This window comes from Sulfuriferula plumbiphila (assembly GCF_009938015.1).
GTDB classification, from domain to species: Bacteria; Pseudomonadota; Gammaproteobacteria; order Burkholderiales; family Sulfuriferulaceae; genus Sulfuriferula; species Sulfuriferula plumbiphila.
Genome location: NZ_AP021884.1, coordinates 3384306 through 3400691, shown reverse-complemented (window position 1 = coordinate 3400691; position 16386 = coordinate 3384306). Strand labels below are relative to the sequence as shown.

Genomic DNA, 16386 nt, shown 5'->3' with positions numbered 1-16386 from the left:
GCTACAGACCAAGCAAGCATCATGCTAAGCCACGATCAGCAGGTAAACCAGCAACAAGTTGAGCACAATGGAAAATACCGCCAGTGCCTGCCAAACCCGTGCCGGGTCGCGCGTCAGCAGTGGCGTGCGGCGCGGTGCACCGAGCGGGTGGCGCTCGCCTTGCTCCAGCGCCAGCAACATTTCTTCGGCGGTCTCAAAACGGTTTTTGGGCTCAAACGCGACCGCCTTCAACAGCAGGTTTTCCAGCCATTGCGGGATTTCCGGGCGGTAGCGTGTGGGGGGGGGCGGATCGCCAAATCTGGGGTGCTGAAACGGCTCGATTTCACCATAAGGATATTTGCGCGTGAGCAGGTAATACAGCGTGACCCCGGCGGCATACAGCTCGCTCTGCACCGTGGCGGCGGCGCCTGCGATCAGCTCGGGTGCCATGAAACTGGGCGTGCCCGCACCGCCGCCGGTGTCGTGCAGGCCACTGCTGGCCGCGACGCCAAAATCCAGGATGCGCAGCTTGCCGTCCTCGCCCAGGTGCAGGTTGGCTGGCTTGATGTCGCGGTGCAGGATGTTGAGCCGGTGCAGCGCTGCCAGCCCCTTGATCAGGCGAATGCCGGTTTGCGTGGCTTCAGCGATGGAAAAATGCCGGCCGGCGTCGAGGTGCTGTTGCAGCGTGGCGCCCGCGTGCCAGCTCATCACGTAGTACAGTGCCGAGCGCTCGTCCGCTGCCAGCGGCAATACCTGCGGGAAGTAATGGGCGATGACCTTTTTCGCCAGCCACTCCTCCTGGATCAGCGCAGCGGCAAATTCGGGCTGATTGGCCGCCCGCGGCGGCAGGGTTTTCAATACCCACAGGCGCCCGTCGCTGCGCTTGCGTACCTTGTAGAGCAGGGACATGCGCGATTCGTGCAGCACCTCGACCACTTCGAAATCATCCAGCCGGGTACCAGGTTTGAGGCGGGGGGGTACGGGCAGGCGACGTTCGGCGGCGAGGTGGTCGCGCAGGTTGTCCTCTGCCACTGCGTCCACGCGCACCACCACGGCGCTGGCGTTGTCCTGGCCACCCTGTTTGTGCGCCAGCCTGACCAGTTCGCCGGCGGCCAGCGCCGGGTTGCGGTGCAGGTTGAGCGCGCTGTGCATGCCCAGCTCGCCAAGCGGTTCCCATACCCCGTCCGATACCAGCACAAACACGTCTCCCGCCTGCAACTCGCCTTCGGCAAAATCCGCCATCAGGTGGCTGTCCAGCCCTACCGCGCGTTTGAGCACATGGCGCATGTCGGGACGATCCCATACGTGATCGGTGGTAAGTTGGGTGAAGACATCGCCGCGCAACCGGTAGATGCGTGAATCGCCCACGTGCGCCAGATGGTAGCGCTGACCACGCAGCACCAGCGCGGACAGCGTGCATGACATGCCTGCCAGGTCACGGCGGGTGGTGGCCTGGGAAATCAGCCAGCGGTTGATGGCGCCGAGCACCTTGTCCAGCGCGTGCTGCACCTCCCAAGTGTCGGGCGTGGCGTAGTAGTCAGCGAGCAGCCCACGCACGGTGTATTCCGCTGCCTCGCGTCCGCCCGTACCGCCAGAAACGCCATCCGCCAGCGCCGCCAGCGCACCCTTGTTGGCGAGCTGCGCGCCTTCCGGGGTGACGAAACCGCAGAAATCCTCGTTGCGCTCACGCGGTCCGGTGGTGGAAGTATGAGCTATGGTGAGTTGCAGGGGCATGGGGAAATCAGCGACTGGATTAACAGGATTATTTGCTGGATTTACAAGATAGATAAAAGATAACGCTCATTGCTCAGGGGTATCGCGTTCATCCTGAGAAATCCTGTTAAGGATGCTCTGAACAACCCCATCCACCGCGCAGCGGCAGGCGGCGCTGCTTTAAATTTCAAATCAGCCACGCGAAATGCTTAATAAGCGCCTATTCCCGCGCTGTTTTTAGAGTTTTTAGCCCCGTTCAGGCCGCTTTCCTGATTTCCAGGCGCACTCATCCCGGTAGTGCCATCAGTTTGTGCCGCGCCATCCACAGATTGGATAGCGCAAACAGGGTGATGAGCTGGGCCGTATTCTTCTTCAATCCTTTGTAGCGCACCTTGGCGAATCCGAACTGGCGCTTGATCACCCGGAACGGGTGCTCTACCTTGGCGCGGATACCCGCCTTGAGTTTCTCCAACTGGTCGATCAATGCATCAATGGGTTTGTCCTTGTCCAGCGCCCGGCGCTTGCCCGGGCGCATGGCGATGTGCCAGTTGATACTCGCTTTGGCGTCCGGGCGTTTGGCGGCACCCTGGTAACCGGCATCGCCATACACTTCTGTTTCCTCGCCATGCAACAGCCCATTGGCTTCGATCACGTCATGCACATGGCCAGCCGTGCCGCGCACGGTATGCACCAGTCCGGAATCGGCATCCGCACCAATGTGGGCTTTCATGCCGAAGTACCATTGATTGCCTTTTTTGCTGGAATGCATTTCGGGGTCGCGGGTCTTGTCTTTGTTCTTGGTCGAGGTGGGCGCCGGGATCAGGGTGGCGTCCACCACGCTGCCGACTTTGAGCAGCAGGCCTTGCTGGATCAGCAGCTGATTGACGGTGGCGAGAATCTGTTCGGCCAGCTGGTGGTGCTCGAGCCGGTGGCGAAAGCGCAGGATGGTGCTCTCGTCAGGCAGGCGGGCATAGTCTTCGAGTTGGGCAAATTCGCGGTACAGCGGGATGTCGAAGAAGGCTTCTTCCATGCCCGGATCGGACAGGCTGAACCATTGCTGCATGAAGTGGATGCGCAGCATGGTTTCGAGCGGGAACGGCGGACGCCCGTTGTTGCCTTGGGGGTAGTGCGGGGCAATCAGCTTGACCAGCGCTGCCCACGGTACGACGTGTTCCATCTGCTCGAGAAATTCACGCTTGCGCGTGCGCTTGAGACTGAGGTCTAGATTCAGGGTGGTTTGTTTCATGGGCTTAATATTGCCACAATGGACTCGGGTGCGGGGCGCAGAAGTGGGGGTTTTGCAGAGTTTCCTTAATCCTGCGCCTGATTTTAATGCTTAAATACGCGCCCCTGCCACGCCTGGCGCCCCCCAGGTGGTGCGCCAGCGGGTTTTGACCTTGACGAGCCCGACCAGGGCCACCAGTGCCAGACACGCAAAAATGATGAAGCCAGTCTGATAGCTGCCGGTGAGCTGGCGTGAATAGCCCAGACTGGAAGCAAGATAGAACCCACCCACGCCGCCTGCCATGCCGACCAGGCCGGTCATTACGCCGATTTCGCGGCGGAAGCGTTGCGGTACCAGCTGGAACACTGCGCCGTTGCCCATGCCCAGTGCCAGCATTGCCGGCACGATTACCGCCAGCGCCAGAATCGGCGTGGGCATGCCCACACTTACCGCCAGCAGGAACAGCGCCGCCAGGGTATACATGATGAGCAGACTGCGGATGCCGCCGATGCGATCCGCCAATATGCCGCCGATGGGGCGTACCAGTGAGCCGGCGAACACGCAGGCAGCGGTGAAATAGCCCGCCGTGACCGGTGACAGACCGTACTGCGTGTTGAAATAGATGGTGAGGCTGGACGCCAGCCCGACAAAACCGCCGAAGGTGACGCTATAGAAGAACATGAACCACCATGCGTCTTTGTCACGCAACACGTGCAGATATTCCGCCATGGATTTGGCGGGGGGGCATTCCGGACTGTCCTTGGCAAACAGCAGATACACTGCCAGCGCCACGCCCAGCGGAATCAGCGCCAGGCCGAACACGCTGTTCCAGCCGAACGCCACCGCCAGGCCCGGTGCGAACAGAGCCGCCAGTACGGTGCCGGAGTTGCCCGCCCCGGCAATGCCCAGCGCGGTACCCTGATGCTGCGGCGGATACCAGCGCGAAGCCAGTGGCAATGCCACCGCAAACGACGCCCCGGCAAAGCCCAGCAACATACCCAGAATCAACACCTGCTGGAAGCTATGGATACCGCCCAGCCATGCCCAGCCCAATGCGCCAACCACGATAAGCTGACCGATCAAGCCGGCCTTTTTGGGCTTGAGGTGATCCACCAGCACTCCCATGACAATGCGCAACAGCGCGCCGGCCAGGATCGGCGTGGCCACCATGATGCCTTTTTGCGCGGCGTCCAGCCCCATGTCATTAGCGATCTGCACGCCAAGCGGGCCCAGCATCACCCACACCATGAATGACAGGTCAAAATACAAAAATGCGGCAAGCAGCGTGGGCGGATGCCCGGCTTTCCAGAATGATTTATCCATTTTCAGCTTCCTGCGGTAACGGTCATTTTAAATCCGGCGTCCCACGGGCCGCCGGTCAGCAGACATCTGATGCAATGCGCGTGCCAGGTATTTAAAAGATATGCATGACACTGTTTATAAAAGGATATTTATGGGTCTTTGAGAGTCCGTCCAGGCAAAACGGGCAATCGCGCCTCTGCTTGGTGCGTAAGCGAGTAGCGGTGCACCGAACCGGTGAGGCGCCACACAATTTGAAATGACGTTATTTCTGGTAGGGTTTGGAATTCATCGTTGCACCGGTTTTTCCTGGCAGAGACGGGGTTTTGTGATCCGGCAGGTATCCGGGAATCCCATCAGCCGTACGCATGCGCGGGGTAAACCGGGTCAAAACACCTTGTTCGTCAACTCTTTGCCCCAGAAGGAAAAATTGACGAAGCGCATTGCAGGGATGGACGACGCTTCGCCCAACTCGTCAAAACAACGTATGGATAGCTTTTCCAGATCACCCGAGGAGAAAAACAATATTTCTCAACCGCGTCAACCCGGCAGCGACGCCACCAGCCAGGCAGCAATGGCGGCCAGCAGCGTTTCGCTCTCTCCAAGTGCCGGCAGGGTGTCAAAGCCAACACTGGGATAACGTGCGCGCAGTTTGTCCATCAGGACTGGGAAATCGCGGCACAGGTGGCCGCCGGGACCAAGAAACAGCGGCGCTACGGTGACATGGCTGGCACCCGCTTCGACTTGCGCAGCAACGGCCTCTGCCAGGCTGGGGGTCATCAGTTCCAGGTAGGCCACGCTTACCTGCCAGCCCGGACGCTGGATGGTGGCCAGTTCGGCAAGGCGCTGGAACGGTGCCGCCCATTGCGGATCGCGCGCGCCATGCGCGAACAGCACCAGACCGTTCATCGTTTGGGCACCTGCGTGAGCAAGGCTTCGGCGTGTGCCCCCAGGTAGACATACAGGCCCAGTCCTACCAGCAGGCCGACGGCGGCAAACATCATCCACACTGCTTCGCCCATTTCATGCGTTACGCCAAGGGCGGATTTGAACATCAGCAGCAGCGCTTCGATGGACACGGCAATCAATATCGCGGCGATGAAGCGGGTGATGGTGCGACGCGTGGAACTGTGGCGGAAAATATCCTTGTGCATCAGGACTTCCTCTTCGAGGATGGTTTTGCCCAGGTCGAAAATGGCCAGCGCCAGGGTCAGGAAAATAATCACGCTGAACGGTTTCAGATGCAGCGCGGCGGGGTCGTTACTCATCGCGGGCAAGGCCAGCAATTCCGCAAAGGCAGCGTAGAGCAATACCCCGGCTACGGCAACCAGGCCCAGCACAATGACGCTGTATATGGTTTTGAAGGCGGGCTGGAAACGGCGCCGGGCGTGGTCACCCATCATGAATTCAATCGCGCTGCTCAGATCGATATCCAGCACCACAATCATGCGCGCGCCGCTGGTCGGGTCGGTAAGCGGCAGTGCGGCCGACACGCACAGCAAATTACTGGCGCTGGACAGATACGGTGGTGTAATCACTACGCCGCTGCTGGTCCGGGCGAGCTGATAATAGGGACGCATACTGCGGTCGCGTCCCATGCCGCTGCTGTCGCTGCCTGCCGCATTGCCCGCCGCAATATTGGTGGTGGCCTGGCGGCCGGCACTGTCCAGCAAATAGAGCAGTTCGACAAACGGATAATGCCTGACCACGCAATTCAGTGCCTTGACGCGCGCTGCGTCGTCCACCAGCAACTGCACATCTCCCATGCCGGTGAGGATGGAGGAGAGCAATTCACTCAACGCATCGCGATACTGATGGTAACGCTCGATGACGGCGAGATAGCTCATGCCGCTCATGGAGTGCTACTCATGCAATACACGGGGTGGCGACGGGCTTCAGGTCCAGCCACACCTCACCCCTCTCGTCCACCTTCACATGCAGACAAGGCGCATGCCCTTCGTCTGGCGCCTCGGCCGCGCCGCTGTCCAGGCCGATTTTCCAGCCGTGCAGCGGGCAGGTCACGGTTTTTCCGGCGACGATGCCTTGTGACAGCGGGCCGCCCTTGTGCGGGCAGTGATCATGCAGGGCGAACACTTCATCACGGGCGGTACGGAAGATGGCGATGTCGCCCTGCGCCGATTTCACCACACGTGCGCCGAGGCTGGGAATTTCGCCCAGCGTGCAGATTTTTTTCCATTCGCTCATGTTGTTTCCTTCACTTCATGTATTGCCACAGAGCACACAGAGGCCACAGAGAGGACGCTCACCCGGTTTCCTCTGTGCTTCTCTGTGGCTAAAGGTTTAAACCGTCAGCATTTCGAATTCGTGTTTCAGAACGCCTTCCCTGGCGCGTTCTACCCACGGGTCTTTTTCCACCTGCAGCGCAAATATCATACGTGCATGCAGCGCTTTACGCCCGGCGCTGTCTTCGAGCACACGCTGCCTGATGTAATCCATGCCGACGCGATTGAAGTAATGCACGGTGCGTTCCAGGTAGAAGCCCTCCTCGCGGTAGAGCTGGAGGAAGGCGGTGGTATATTCCATCACCTCTTCGGGGGTCTTCACCTTGACGAAGAAATGCGCGACTTCGGTCTTGATGCCGCCGTTGCCGGCGATGTAGATTTCCCAGCCGGAATCCACACCGATAATGCCGACGTCCTTGATGCCTGATTCGGCACAGTTGCGCGGGCAGCCGGATACCGCCAGCTTGACCTTGTGCGGCGCCCACATTTTCCACAGCGCTTTTTCCAGATCCACGCCGAGCTGGGTGGAATCCTGCACGCCGAAGCGGCACCATTCGCTGCCGACACAGGTCTTCACTGTGCGCAGCGCCTTGCCATAGGCATGCCCGCAGGGCATGTCCAGGTCGGCCCACACGCCCGGCAGGTCTTCCTTTTTCACCCCAAGCAGGTCAATGCGCTGGCCGCCGGTGACTTTCATCGTGGGGATGGCGTACTTGTCGGCGACGTCAGCAATGCGGCGCAACTCGCTGGAATTGGTCTGGCCGCCCCACATGCGCGGGATCACCGAGTAAGTGCCGTCCTTCTGGATGTTGGCGTGGGCGCGTTCATTGATGAAGCGCGACTGCGGGTCGTCCGCTGCCTCGCCGGGCCAGGTGGAGATCAGGTAGTAGTTCAATGCCGGACGGCAGGTGGAGCAGCCGTTGGGCGTGCGCCAGTCCATAAAATCCATGACTTCCGGAATGGACAGCAATTTGTTGTCGCGGATGACTGCGCGCGCCTCGGCATGGGTGTGGTCGGTGCAGCCGCAGATGGATTTGGTTTTGGGTGCTTCCGAATAGTCGCCGCCCAGCACCGAGGCCAGCAATTGCTCCACCAGCCCGGTGCAGGAGCCGCACGAAGAAGAGGCCTTGGTGTGCTTGCGTACGTCCTCCAGCGTGAACAGGCCTTTTTCCTTGATCGCCTTGACGATGCTGCCCTTGCACACGCCATTGCAGCCGCAGATTTCCATTTCGTCGGTCATCGCGGCGGCGCGGTTGTGGCCGGTGTGGCCGAGGTCGCCGACGTGGCTCTGGCCGAACATGAGATGGTCGCGGATGTCGGAAATGTTGCGGCCTTCGCGCAGCAACTGGAAATACCAGGCGCCGTCCACGGTGTCGCCGTACATCACCGCACCGGCCAGCTTGTTGTCCCGGATCACCAGCTTTTTGTATACGCCGCCTACCGGGTCGGATAGCAGGATTTCCTCGCAATCCTCACCGCCGGTGAAATTGCCGGCAGAAAACAGATCAATACCGGTGACCTTGAGCTTGGTCGAGGTCACCGAACCGGTGTAGCGTCCGATGCCGAACTCGGCCAGGTGATTGGCGGCAACTTTGGCCATCTCAAACAATGGCGCTACCAGCCCGTAGGCGGTGCCGCGGTGGTTGACGCACTCGCCGACGGCATAGATGCGCGGATCGTAGGTTTGCATGGTGTCGTTCACCACGATGCCGCGATTGCAGTAAATGCCTGCGGATTCCGCAAGCGCGGTGTTGGGGCGGATGCCCACCGCCATCACGACCAGGTCGGCGGGCACGGTTTCGCCATCCTTGAATTTTACTGCTGCCACGCGCCCGGATTCGCCGCGCACCAGCTCTGCGGTGTGTTTTTGCAGCAGAAACTTCAGTCCCCTGTCTTCCAGGTTTTTTTGCAGCAGTTTGGCTGAGGCCTTGTCCAGCTGGCGTTCCATCAGCCATTCATTGATATGCACGACCGACACGTCCATGCCGCGCAGCTTCAGACCGTTGGCCGCCTCCAGGCCGAGCAGGCCGCCACCGATCACGACCGCGTGCTTATGCATCTGGGCGGCTGCGATCATGGCATCGGTGTCGGCAATGTCGCGGTAGCCGATCACCCCCGGTAAATCATTGCCAGGTATGGGCAGGATGAAAGGATTGGAGCCGGTGGCGAGGATAAGCCGGTCATATTCCGCTGTGGTGCCGTCGTCCGCCATGATCACGCGCTTTTTGCGATCAATGTGGGTAATCCTCTTGTTGAGATGAAGGGTGATGCCATTGTCGCGGTACCAGTCCACATCGTTCAGCATGATGTCCTGAATGGTCTGCTCGCCTGCCAGCACCGGCGACAGCAGAATGCGATTATAGTTGGCATGCGGCTCGGCGCCGAACACAGTGATGTCGTACAGATCCGGCGCCAGTTTCAGCAATTCTTCCAGGGTACGCACACCCGCCATGCCGTTGCCTACCATGACCAGTTTCATTTTCTGCATTGCAATACACTCCAAGGGTTAAGCTGAATCACGCTGCCTTGACGGCAGTCTCTGCACAGGTTTCAAGGTGAGCCAGGCTGGCGACTTCACCAATCACCATGATGGCCGGGCTGCCGATGCCAGCCTGCTGCGTTGCGGCTGGCAAATTGCTTAAATTGCTCTTGATTTGGCGCTGCCGGGCAAGTGTGCCATTTTGTATGACAGCTGCGGGCGTGGTGGAGGGCAGTCCCGCTGCCAGCAGTTGCGCCACGATATCCGGCAGGTTTTTGATGCCCATGTAAATCACCAGTGTGGTGCGTGCTGCTGCCAGCGCTGCCCAGTTCACACTGTTGCCGTCGCGCGTGTGGCCGGTGACAAAGGTCACGCCGGGCGCCCAGTCACGATGGGTGACCGGGATGCCCAGCGCGGCCGGGGCGGCGATGCCCGAGGTCACGCCGCTGATCACTTCTATAGGGATACCCGCTGCGCGCAAGGCTTCAATTTCCTCGCCGCCGCGACCAAACATGAATGGGTCGCCGCCCTTGAGCCGCGCGACCACCTTGCCGGCGCGTGCCTCGCTAATCATCTGGCGATGGATAAAGGCCTGCGGCGTGGACTGGCAGCCGCCACGCTTGCCGACTTCGATGATGCGCGCGCCACCGTGTGCGTGGTCGAGCACCGCGCGGTTCACCAGATCGTCCACCAGCACCACGTCTGCTGTGCTCAGCAAGCGTACCGCTTTTAACGTCAGCAACTCCGGGTCGCCAGGGCCTGCGCCGATTAAATAAACTTTGCCTGTTTGCATGGGGTTGCCTTGTTTCAAATGGGTCAGACATAACAAAGCAATACTTGTGCCTAATCATATATTATGAAATAAATAACTGTATTTAATAAACAATTCTGATATTATCAGGGCGCGCACAAAGCGATGTCTGCACCCAGGCAGTGCAAGATAAAACTGCATGCACCATGATGGGTTTGGATTCAAAAACCGATATCCGTTGGAGTAGAGTTAGCCACCGCCGGCTGGGTGGAACAAATGCGGTACAAAGACTAAAATCAGGCAGCAGCAAGGCTGGCGGTCTCCATGGCAACAATGGCCTTGGCCTGGTTCATGTCGCTGGTGTAGCCCGCGCCATACAGGCAGCAGGCGAGCTGGTTGACCATGGGCAGCGGTACGGGATGCTGACCTGACATCGCTTCGCGTATCCAGGTGGCGGTAGCGGGTGCGTCGATGGTGTCGGGCAGGCTGGGCAGGGTTTTGAGCGGGCCGATTTCGGCCTCAAACAATATTTGCTGCGCACCGTCTTCAAAATATTCCAGGTCGGGACGGCGTTTCGGATTGGCGAAGGCTTCGCCTTCGGTGCCCCGCAGCAGTAGCGCACGTCCGCCGGTGGCCTGAAAAAAACCGCGCATTTTCTCCAGGTAATCGGGGTGCGATACACTTACCAGACGCAAGCTGTCGCCGCCGAACGGGTCAATCATCTTGGCCAGTGAATGGCCGGAATTACGCACGCCGAGGCGGTTGCGCAATGCCAGCAGATTGGCCAGTCCAGGCGACAGCGCGGCAGTGGGGACGAAGGCGATGCGCTCACGCGCCAACGCCTCGTTGGCCTGGCGCACATTGGCGCAGGGCAGGATGCCCAGTTCGCGCAGGATGTACGCGGTGGCGACCCGACCACCTCCTTCCAGCGTGCCGTGCAGCAGCACTGGCACACCGAACTTGACCAGCAGCAACGCCAGTAACGGCGTCAGATTGGCCTGGTGGCGCGCGCCGTTGTAAGTGGGCAGCACCACCGGGCGTACCCCGCCGCCCGGCGCATCCAGCTGATACACACGGCGCTCCAGCGCCTGATAAAAGCCGAGCAGCTCGTTCGCCGACTCGCCTTTCATGCGCATGGCAATGAGGATCGCGCCCAGTTCCAGTTCCGGTACGCCACCGTCGAGCATGGCGCCGTACAATTGTTCGGCCTCCTCCTGCGCCAGTTCGCGTGCACCGTGTACACCCCGGGCGATTTCCTTGAGTATGGCGGAATAACTCACGCAGCCTCCTGTTTATGCGCCAACACCATGCGCCTGAGTTCGGGCACGCAGGAGCCGCATTCCGTGCCGCATTTGAGGCGGGCTTGCAGCACAGGTAAGTCAGCGCCTTGTGCCACGGCTTCCAGTATCTGGGTTGCCGGGATATTGAGACAATTGCAGACAATGTACCCACGGCTGCTGCTGCCGACTGGCGGCGTTGCCAGCGGTGCCAGTACCCAGGCGCGCAGCGGGGCGATTTCTGCCCCTTCGGCCATCATTTCTTTCAGCCAGTCGCGCGCCGCGGTCTCCCCGGTCAGGCGCACGCCGACCACACGCCCGTCTTCCACCATGACGCGCTTGGAAATGCCGCGCCGGGGATCGTCGTAGCGCATGATGCTGGCCTCGTCCTGCATGTCGAGGAGCGTGTCGATTTCCGCCAGCATCTCGGCCGAGAGCGGCGTGCCGTGCGCCACGCGCAGCACCAGCAGCGGGTTGTTGTCGCGGCCATACAGGCCGCAGCTGGCGTAATCGAAGCGCGCCAACAGCGGCTGGATACGCAACATGCGCGCCACCGCGTGATCGCGCCGCATCACTGCCATGTGCCAGGGTAACGGCGCTTTTTCCACCTGCACGACGGCGTGCTTGAGTTCCGGTTGGCGCGACACCGGGTCGCGCTGGTCGGCGGTGACGGTGTTGACGCCGAAGCCGCTCATATAGCGCCCACCCCAGTGCATGGGCATGAATACCTGTCCCACGCGCATGTCTTCGCTGGCTTCCACCGGCACCAGCAGTTCGCCGCGCCGGTTTTTCACGCGCACCAGGTCGCCGTTCTTGAGGCTGCGGCGCGCCATGTCGTCAGCGTGCATGGATAAGACCGGTGTTTCCACATGACTGAACAGCCGTGCCACCATGCCGGTGCGACTCATGCCGTGCCACTGGTCGCGCAGGCGGCCGGTGTTGAAGTGCAGCGGATAGCGCGCGTCAATCACTTCGGCGGTGGGCAGGTAGCGGGGGCTGGCAAAGCGCGCGCGGCCATCGGCGGTGGGGTACACGCCGTCGGCGTAAAGCCGCACCTTGCCGGTAGTCGCGCCTTCCGGGAACGGCCATTGCTGCGGGCCCTGTTCATCCAGCAGGGCGTAGGACAGGCCGGTGATATCAAGATCGCGACCGCGTGTGGATGCACGGTGCTCGTTGAACACGGCTTCCGCGTTGACATAGGGAAACAGGGTTGTACCTGGTTTGCCCAACTGCGCGCCCAGCCGACGCGCGAAGTCTGCGGCGATTTCCCAATCCGGGCGCGCTTCACCCGGGGCAGCAATGGCGGCCTTCAAATGGGTGATGCGGCGCTCGGAGTTGGTGACTGTGCCTTCCTTCTCGCCCCAGGCGGCGGCGGGCAGCAGCAGGTCGGCGTAGTCGGCGGTTTCGGTAAAGGCATTCACCTCCTGCACTACCACGAATTCGGCCGCTTCCAGCGCGGCGCGCACCAGTGCCTGATTGGGCAGCGACTGCGCCGGGTTGGTGCAGGCGATCCACAGCGCCTTGATCTCGCCGCGCGCGACTGCTTCAAACATTTCCAGCGCGGTCTTGCCGGGGATTTCCGGTACTGAGTCCACGCCCCACAAGGCCGCCACTTCGGCGCGGTGCGCCGGGTTGGCCAGATCGCGATGCGCGGACAGCAAATTCGCCATGCCGCCCACTTCGCGCCCGCCCATGGCATTGGGCTGGCCGGTGAGGGAAAACGGCCCGGTACCGGGGCGGCCGATCTGGCCGGTGGCGAGGTGCAGGTTGATCAGCGCAGCGTTCTTGTCGGTGCCGTGGCTGGACTGGTTCAAGCCCTGGCAATACAGTGACAGCGTGGCGGGGGACTGCCCGAACCAGCGCGCGGCAGTGATGATGTCCGTCGCCGGCACGCCACACAGGCCGGCCACTGATTCCGGCGTGTACTCGCGCACCGTGGCGCGTAGCGCATCGAAGCCGCTGGTATGCGCGGCGATATAGGCCGCGTCGGTCATGTTTTCCCACAGCATCACGTGGAGCATGGCGTTGAACAGCGCCACGTCGGTGCCGGGCAGGATGGGCAGGTGCAGGTCGGCCTCGCGCGCCGTATCGGTGCGGCGCGGATCCACCACGATGACCTTCAGATCAGGGTTGGACTTGCGTGCATCCTCGATGCGGCGATACACGATGGGGTGGGCGTAGGCCGTATTCGACCCGGCAATGAACAGGCAATCCGTCGCGGCGATATCCTCATAACAGGCAGGCGGCGCATCCGCGCCCAGCGTGGCCTTGTAGCCGCTCACCGCGCTGGACATGCACAGACGCGAATTGGTATCCACGTTGTTGGTGCCGACCAGCCCCTTGGCCAGCTTGTTGAAGACGTAGTAATCCTCGGTCAGCAGCTGGCCGGAGATGTAAAAGCCCACTGCGTCCGCGCCGTGGTTGCGGATGATCTCGGCAAAGCGGCCGGCGGCATGGTCAAGCGCGCTGTCCCAGGACACCCGCTCACGCGGTGTGCCGCGTTCGCTACGCAACGCAGGATAGAGCGCACGTGCGTCGAGCTGCGCGGCAGCCAGATGCAGGCTTGCGCCCTTGGTGCACAGGCGGCCGAAATTGGCAGGATGGTCAGGATCGCCGCGCACGCCGGTGATGCGCGCGCCGTCGGTTTCGATCAGCACGCCGCAACCGACACCGCAATAAGCACAAGCAGATTGAATGGGAGGGGGTGAATGCAGGGAAGTCATGCACTGCAATTTAGCAATCGCCGTGCCAGATGTTTTTTACTTACAGATCAATGGGTTTTTTTCATCACCCATCTCCATGTCAGGCAATGCGCCAAATTTAGGTGCGCTTTCAGTTCGCCCCGCACCACTTGGGTGCGCTGCAATTTGTGCGTGGAAATTGCATGTTTTACTGGAAAACCAGGCGGAATTTTTTAGGTCAAATAAGTATGTTCAAAGCACTGTCACAATCTGATTGTAAATGTTTTATTTTGAAACGATTTGAAACAGGCCTGCATGGTTATGCTGATACTATAAGTATTCATTTCAGTGTGTTATGAGGAGGGCGATATAATGGATAAGTCAATGTTGATTGGTGTGGTAGCCGGAGCAGTGGCGGTTACCGCTATTGGTGGTGTTGCCGGGTATAAGGTGCTGCATCCCGAACCCACCTATGCCGACGTCGTCAATGTGCAACCGGTGACCAAGGACATTCGCACAGCGCACAAGGTTTGCAAGGAAGTGCCCGTCACCCGCCAGGCGCCGGTACGGGATCAGGACCGCATTGCCGGAACTGCCATCGGCGCGGTGCTGGGCGGGGTTCTGGGCAACCAGATCGGCGGTGGCAACGGCAAGACCGTGGCAACCGTAGCCGGTGCAGCCGCCGGGGGCTATGCGGGTAACCGCGTGCAGAAAAGCATGCAGGAATCCGACCGGCAGACGGTCATGGATACACGCTGCAGAACCGAGTACAGCAACCAAAAGAAAATACTGGGCTACAACGTGACCTACCATCTGGGCGAGAAACAGGGCGTGGTGCGCATGGACTACGATCCGGGTCAGCACATACCTGTCAGGGACGGCCAACTGGTTCTCACCCCGCCGGTTAACGAGAATCCGTCCTGATAATGAACGGCGTGATGCTGCGGATCGTTCCGTCAGCGTCGCGCTCACTTAGCCGCATATCCCGCTCCAGATGCGCATAAGCAGGCAGCGTCTGCAGGCGGGTATCCTCAAGCGCAGCCCCGGCGGTAAAGTGGTACATGCTCTGGATGAAAGTATCCTTGATGCCCAGCAAGTCATGTACCGCATCGTCAAAGTAACAGCCGATTCCGGTGCCGCGCACACCCGCCGCTTCGGCCTCGAGGTAGAGCACCTGTCCCAGCATGCCGGCTTCCCAGAATAGCTGGCGGTAGGCCCATGGCCCCAGTGCCAGGCTGGTGTCATATTCGGCCAGCATGGCGAGGCTGAATGCGCCGTCGGCGGCGATATCCTGATGGCAGGACAAGGTGCGTGCCGCATTCCTGGCATCAGCCGCAACCAGCCGGAACAGTGAAAAATGCGCCGGGCAGCCTTGTGTTCGCACCCACTCGAAATCGGGGTTCAATCCCGCGCGCAATTTCGCTTCAATACCCGCGTTGCGCAGAAAAAGATAAAGCCCGGACGCGACATCGTCGACGCGATGGACGAACAGCAGCAAATGCACGCGCGGCGCCCACGCGATTGCGTCCCAGGGCGGCACGGCGCGGCGCGGCAAGCTCATGTCCAGCATGCGGTAGAAGGTATCGGCAGGCAGCGGCGGGGCGATAGCGTCGAAGGCTTGTGCGCTGCGTCGCTGGCGGATGATTTCGACGGCCGTGTGAGCACCCGCGTTGCCGGCCGGCTCGGGCAGCGCGGGTGGCCGCCAGCTGGTCTCCTGCGTCGCGGATTTCGCGCAGGCATGCGCCACTTCATCAATCACCGGCCATCGGTGCGAATGATGTGCAGCCAGTACATTCGCGTGCCCCAGCCATTGGCCGCGTCGTGCAGCGTTCATCAGCGCGGCGCGGCTGGGTGCGTCGGCGGCGCAACCCGGCGCTGACGCTGTCACCAGCAAAATCGTATCCGACCATTCACGTTCGGCCGCGCCAAAATCCGGGTCGCGGTCAACGCCAAGGATCGCGCCGATCTCCGCGTCGCCCCATGTACTCAGCACACCTGCCTGCCAACCCAGCGTGGCGGCTGCATAGCGCACGGCGGCAATCGCATGGCCAACGTCATGCTGGCAATACCGAAATGCGCGTTCGCCGTATTTCCAGGCTTCGCGCCAATGGATCGAAGTTAGTCCCACCAGAAATGAACCGGGCGGCAGGATGCGCTCGCTCCCATCGGTTGCCGTGTCGAAGCGGCAGCGCTGCTCGAGCAGGTGATCGCGGCTCACATAGTGGTGCACGCCATCCTCGAGACCATTGCAGCCTGCGCTCACCAGGTAAGCTTCGGTCGGGTGAAGATTGCCGCTGGACGGGTTGCAGCGCAGCGCCCAGCGTGCGCTATCGTATTGTTTCCATGCAGAGAGACCGAAGGAGAGCTCGAGCAGGGCAGCGATGCTGTTCAGCGTCAGCGCCTGCGGCGCGATCTTCCCCGGCGTGTATAGGTCGGCATAGGGCGGGTGCGGCGCAGCGGCCAGCAAAGGCAGTTCCAGCTGCGGGCTGCCAACAAAACTGCGGAAAGGATCGGGCTGATTTTTCCAGTCCAGCTCGCCCGGCCCGGCAGCATAGCCTTGCAAATGATGCTTGGTGCGCTGGTGGTACGCCAGCACGGTATCGAGCGCATTTTTCATGGTTTTTTAACTTGGAGAAATAATTTAAGCCACACAGAAAAGAGAACATGGAGTTGGCGCGGTAATAACAAACTTTATGTTGAATCGGCAATATTCTGAACTTGCCAGGTGATACGCTCTCT

General features: G+C 60.8%; 12 protein-coding genes. 1 reads left to right on the top strand and 11 read right to left on the bottom strand.

The annotated features are described in order from the left end of the window. Window positions 1-24: 24 nt before the first annotated feature. The 10 genes from GZH91_RS17370 to GZH91_RS17325 all read right to left on the bottom strand — a co-directional run bounded on the left by GZH91_RS17370 (window position 25) and on the right by GZH91_RS17325 (window position 13689). On the bottom strand, window positions 25-1713 hold the full coding sequence (locus tag GZH91_RS17370; RefSeq protein WP_147074788.1) for a bifunctional protein-serine/threonine kinase/phosphatase: 1689 nt from the start codon (window positions 1711-1713) through the stop codon (window positions 25-27). Between the two features lie 265 nt (window positions 1714-1978). Then, window positions 1979-2938 (bottom strand): IS5 family transposase, encoded by a 960-nt coding sequence (locus tag GZH91_RS17365; RefSeq protein WP_161984272.1) that lies wholly within the window; start codon window positions 2936-2938, stop codon window positions 1979-1981. 90 nt (window positions 2939-3028) lie between these two features. After that, window positions 3029-4240 carry a nitrate/nitrite transporter gene (locus GZH91_RS17360; protein ID WP_147073908.1) on the bottom strand — a complete coding sequence of 404 codons (1212 nt, stop codon included), beginning with the start codon at window positions 4238-4240 and terminating at the stop codon, window positions 3029-3031. A gap of 516 nt (window positions 4241-4756) precedes the next feature. Further along, complete coding sequence (locus tag GZH91_RS17355; RefSeq protein WP_147073906.1) at window positions 4757-5125, bottom strand: sirohydrochlorin chelatase; 369 nt, start codon at window positions 5123-5125, stop codon at window positions 4757-4759. Beyond that, on the bottom strand, window positions 5122-6072 hold the full coding sequence (locus GZH91_RS17350) for a PDC sensor domain-containing protein (RefSeq protein ID WP_147073904.1): 951 nt from the start codon (window positions 6070-6072) through the stop codon (window positions 5122-5124). The genes GZH91_RS17355 and GZH91_RS17350 overlap by 4 nt, the downstream gene beginning before the upstream one ends. A gap of 10 nt (window positions 6073-6082) precedes the next feature. After that, window positions 6083-6421 carry a nitrite reductase small subunit NirD gene (gene nirD / locus GZH91_RS17345; protein ID WP_147073903.1) on the bottom strand — a complete coding sequence of 113 codons (339 nt, stop codon included), beginning with the start codon at window positions 6419-6421 and terminating at the stop codon, window positions 6083-6085. A gap of 96 nt (window positions 6422-6517) precedes the next feature. Then, window positions 6518-8947, bottom strand: a complete 2430-nt coding sequence (gene nirB / locus GZH91_RS17340) for a nitrite reductase large subunit NirB (protein WP_147073901.1) — start codon at window positions 8945-8947, stop codon at window positions 6518-6520. Between the two features lie 28 nt (window positions 8948-8975). Next, window positions 8976-9731 (bottom strand): uroporphyrinogen-III C-methyltransferase, encoded by a 756-nt coding sequence (gene cobA, locus GZH91_RS17335; RefSeq protein ID WP_147073899.1) that lies wholly within the window; start codon window positions 9729-9731, stop codon window positions 8976-8978. 254 nt (window positions 9732-9985) lie between these two features. After that, window positions 9986-10969, bottom strand: a complete 984-nt coding sequence (gene ybiB / locus GZH91_RS17330) for a DNA-binding protein YbiB (RefSeq protein WP_147073897.1) — start codon at window positions 10967-10969, stop codon at window positions 9986-9988. Further along, entirely contained in the window at window positions 10966-13689 is a 2724-nt protein-coding gene (locus GZH91_RS17325) for a nitrate reductase (protein WP_147073895.1), read from the bottom strand. The genes ybiB and GZH91_RS17325 overlap by 4 nt, the downstream gene beginning before the upstream one ends. A gap of 330 nt (window positions 13690-14019) precedes the next feature. Here GZH91_RS17325 and GZH91_RS17320 point away from each other — a divergent pair, with 330 nt between their 5' ends. Then, the gene (locus tag GZH91_RS17320; RefSeq protein WP_147073892.1) at window positions 14020-14571 is read left to right on the top strand and encodes a glycine zipper 2TM domain-containing protein; all 552 of its coding nucleotides are present in this window, start codon (window positions 14020-14022) and stop codon (window positions 14569-14571) included. Here GZH91_RS17320 and GZH91_RS17315 read toward each other — a convergent pair. Continuing rightward, on the bottom strand, window positions 14552-16264 hold the full coding sequence (locus GZH91_RS17315) for a SagB/ThcOx family dehydrogenase (protein WP_147073890.1): 1713 nt from the start codon (window positions 16262-16264) through the stop codon (window positions 14552-14554). The genes GZH91_RS17320 and GZH91_RS17315 overlap by 20 nt on opposite strands. Window positions 16265-16386 lie beyond the last annotated feature (122 nt).

What these genes read in the sequence shown, in the direction of transcription:
- GZH91_RS17370 (WP_147074788.1), bottom strand. Translation starts at nt 1,713, where the DNA reads ATGCCCCTGCAACTCACCATAGCTCATACTTCCACCACCGGACCGCGT.
- GZH91_RS17365 (WP_161984272.1), bottom strand. Translation starts at nt 2,938, where the DNA reads ATGAAACAAACCACCCTGAATCTAGACCTCAGTCTCAAGCGCACGCGC.
- GZH91_RS17360 (WP_147073908.1), bottom strand. Translation starts at nt 4,240, where the DNA reads ATGGATAAATCATTCTGGAAAGCCGGGCATCCGCCCACGCTGCTTGCC.
- GZH91_RS17355 (WP_147073906.1), bottom strand. Translation starts at nt 5,125, where the DNA reads ATGAACGGTCTGGTGCTGTTCGCGCATGGCGCGCGCGATCCGCAATGG.
- GZH91_RS17350 (WP_147073904.1), bottom strand. Translation starts at nt 6,072, where the DNA reads ATGAGCGGCATGAGCTATCTCGCCGTCATCGAGCGTTACCATCAGTAT.
- nirD (WP_147073903.1), bottom strand. Translation starts at nt 6,421, where the DNA reads ATGAGCGAATGGAAAAAAATCTGCACGCTGGGCGAAATTCCCAGCCTC.
- nirB (WP_147073901.1), bottom strand. Translation starts at nt 8,947, where the DNA reads ATGCAGAAAATGAAACTGGTCATGGTAGGCAACGGCATGGCGGGTGTG.
- cobA (WP_147073899.1), bottom strand. Translation starts at nt 9,731, where the DNA reads ATGCAAACAGGCAAAGTTTATTTAATCGGCGCAGGCCCTGGCGACCCG.
- GZH91_RS17325 (WP_147073895.1), bottom strand. Translation starts at nt 13,689, where the DNA reads ATGACTTCCCTGCATTCACCCCCTCCCATTCAATCTGCTTGTGCTTAT.
- GZH91_RS17320 (WP_147073892.1), top strand. Translation starts at nt 14,020, where the DNA reads ATGGATAAGTCAATGTTGATTGGTGTGGTAGCCGGAGCAGTGGCGGTT.
- GZH91_RS17315 (WP_147073890.1), bottom strand. Translation starts at nt 16,264, where the DNA reads ATGAAAAATGCGCTCGATACCGTGCTGGCGTACCACCAGCGCACCAAG.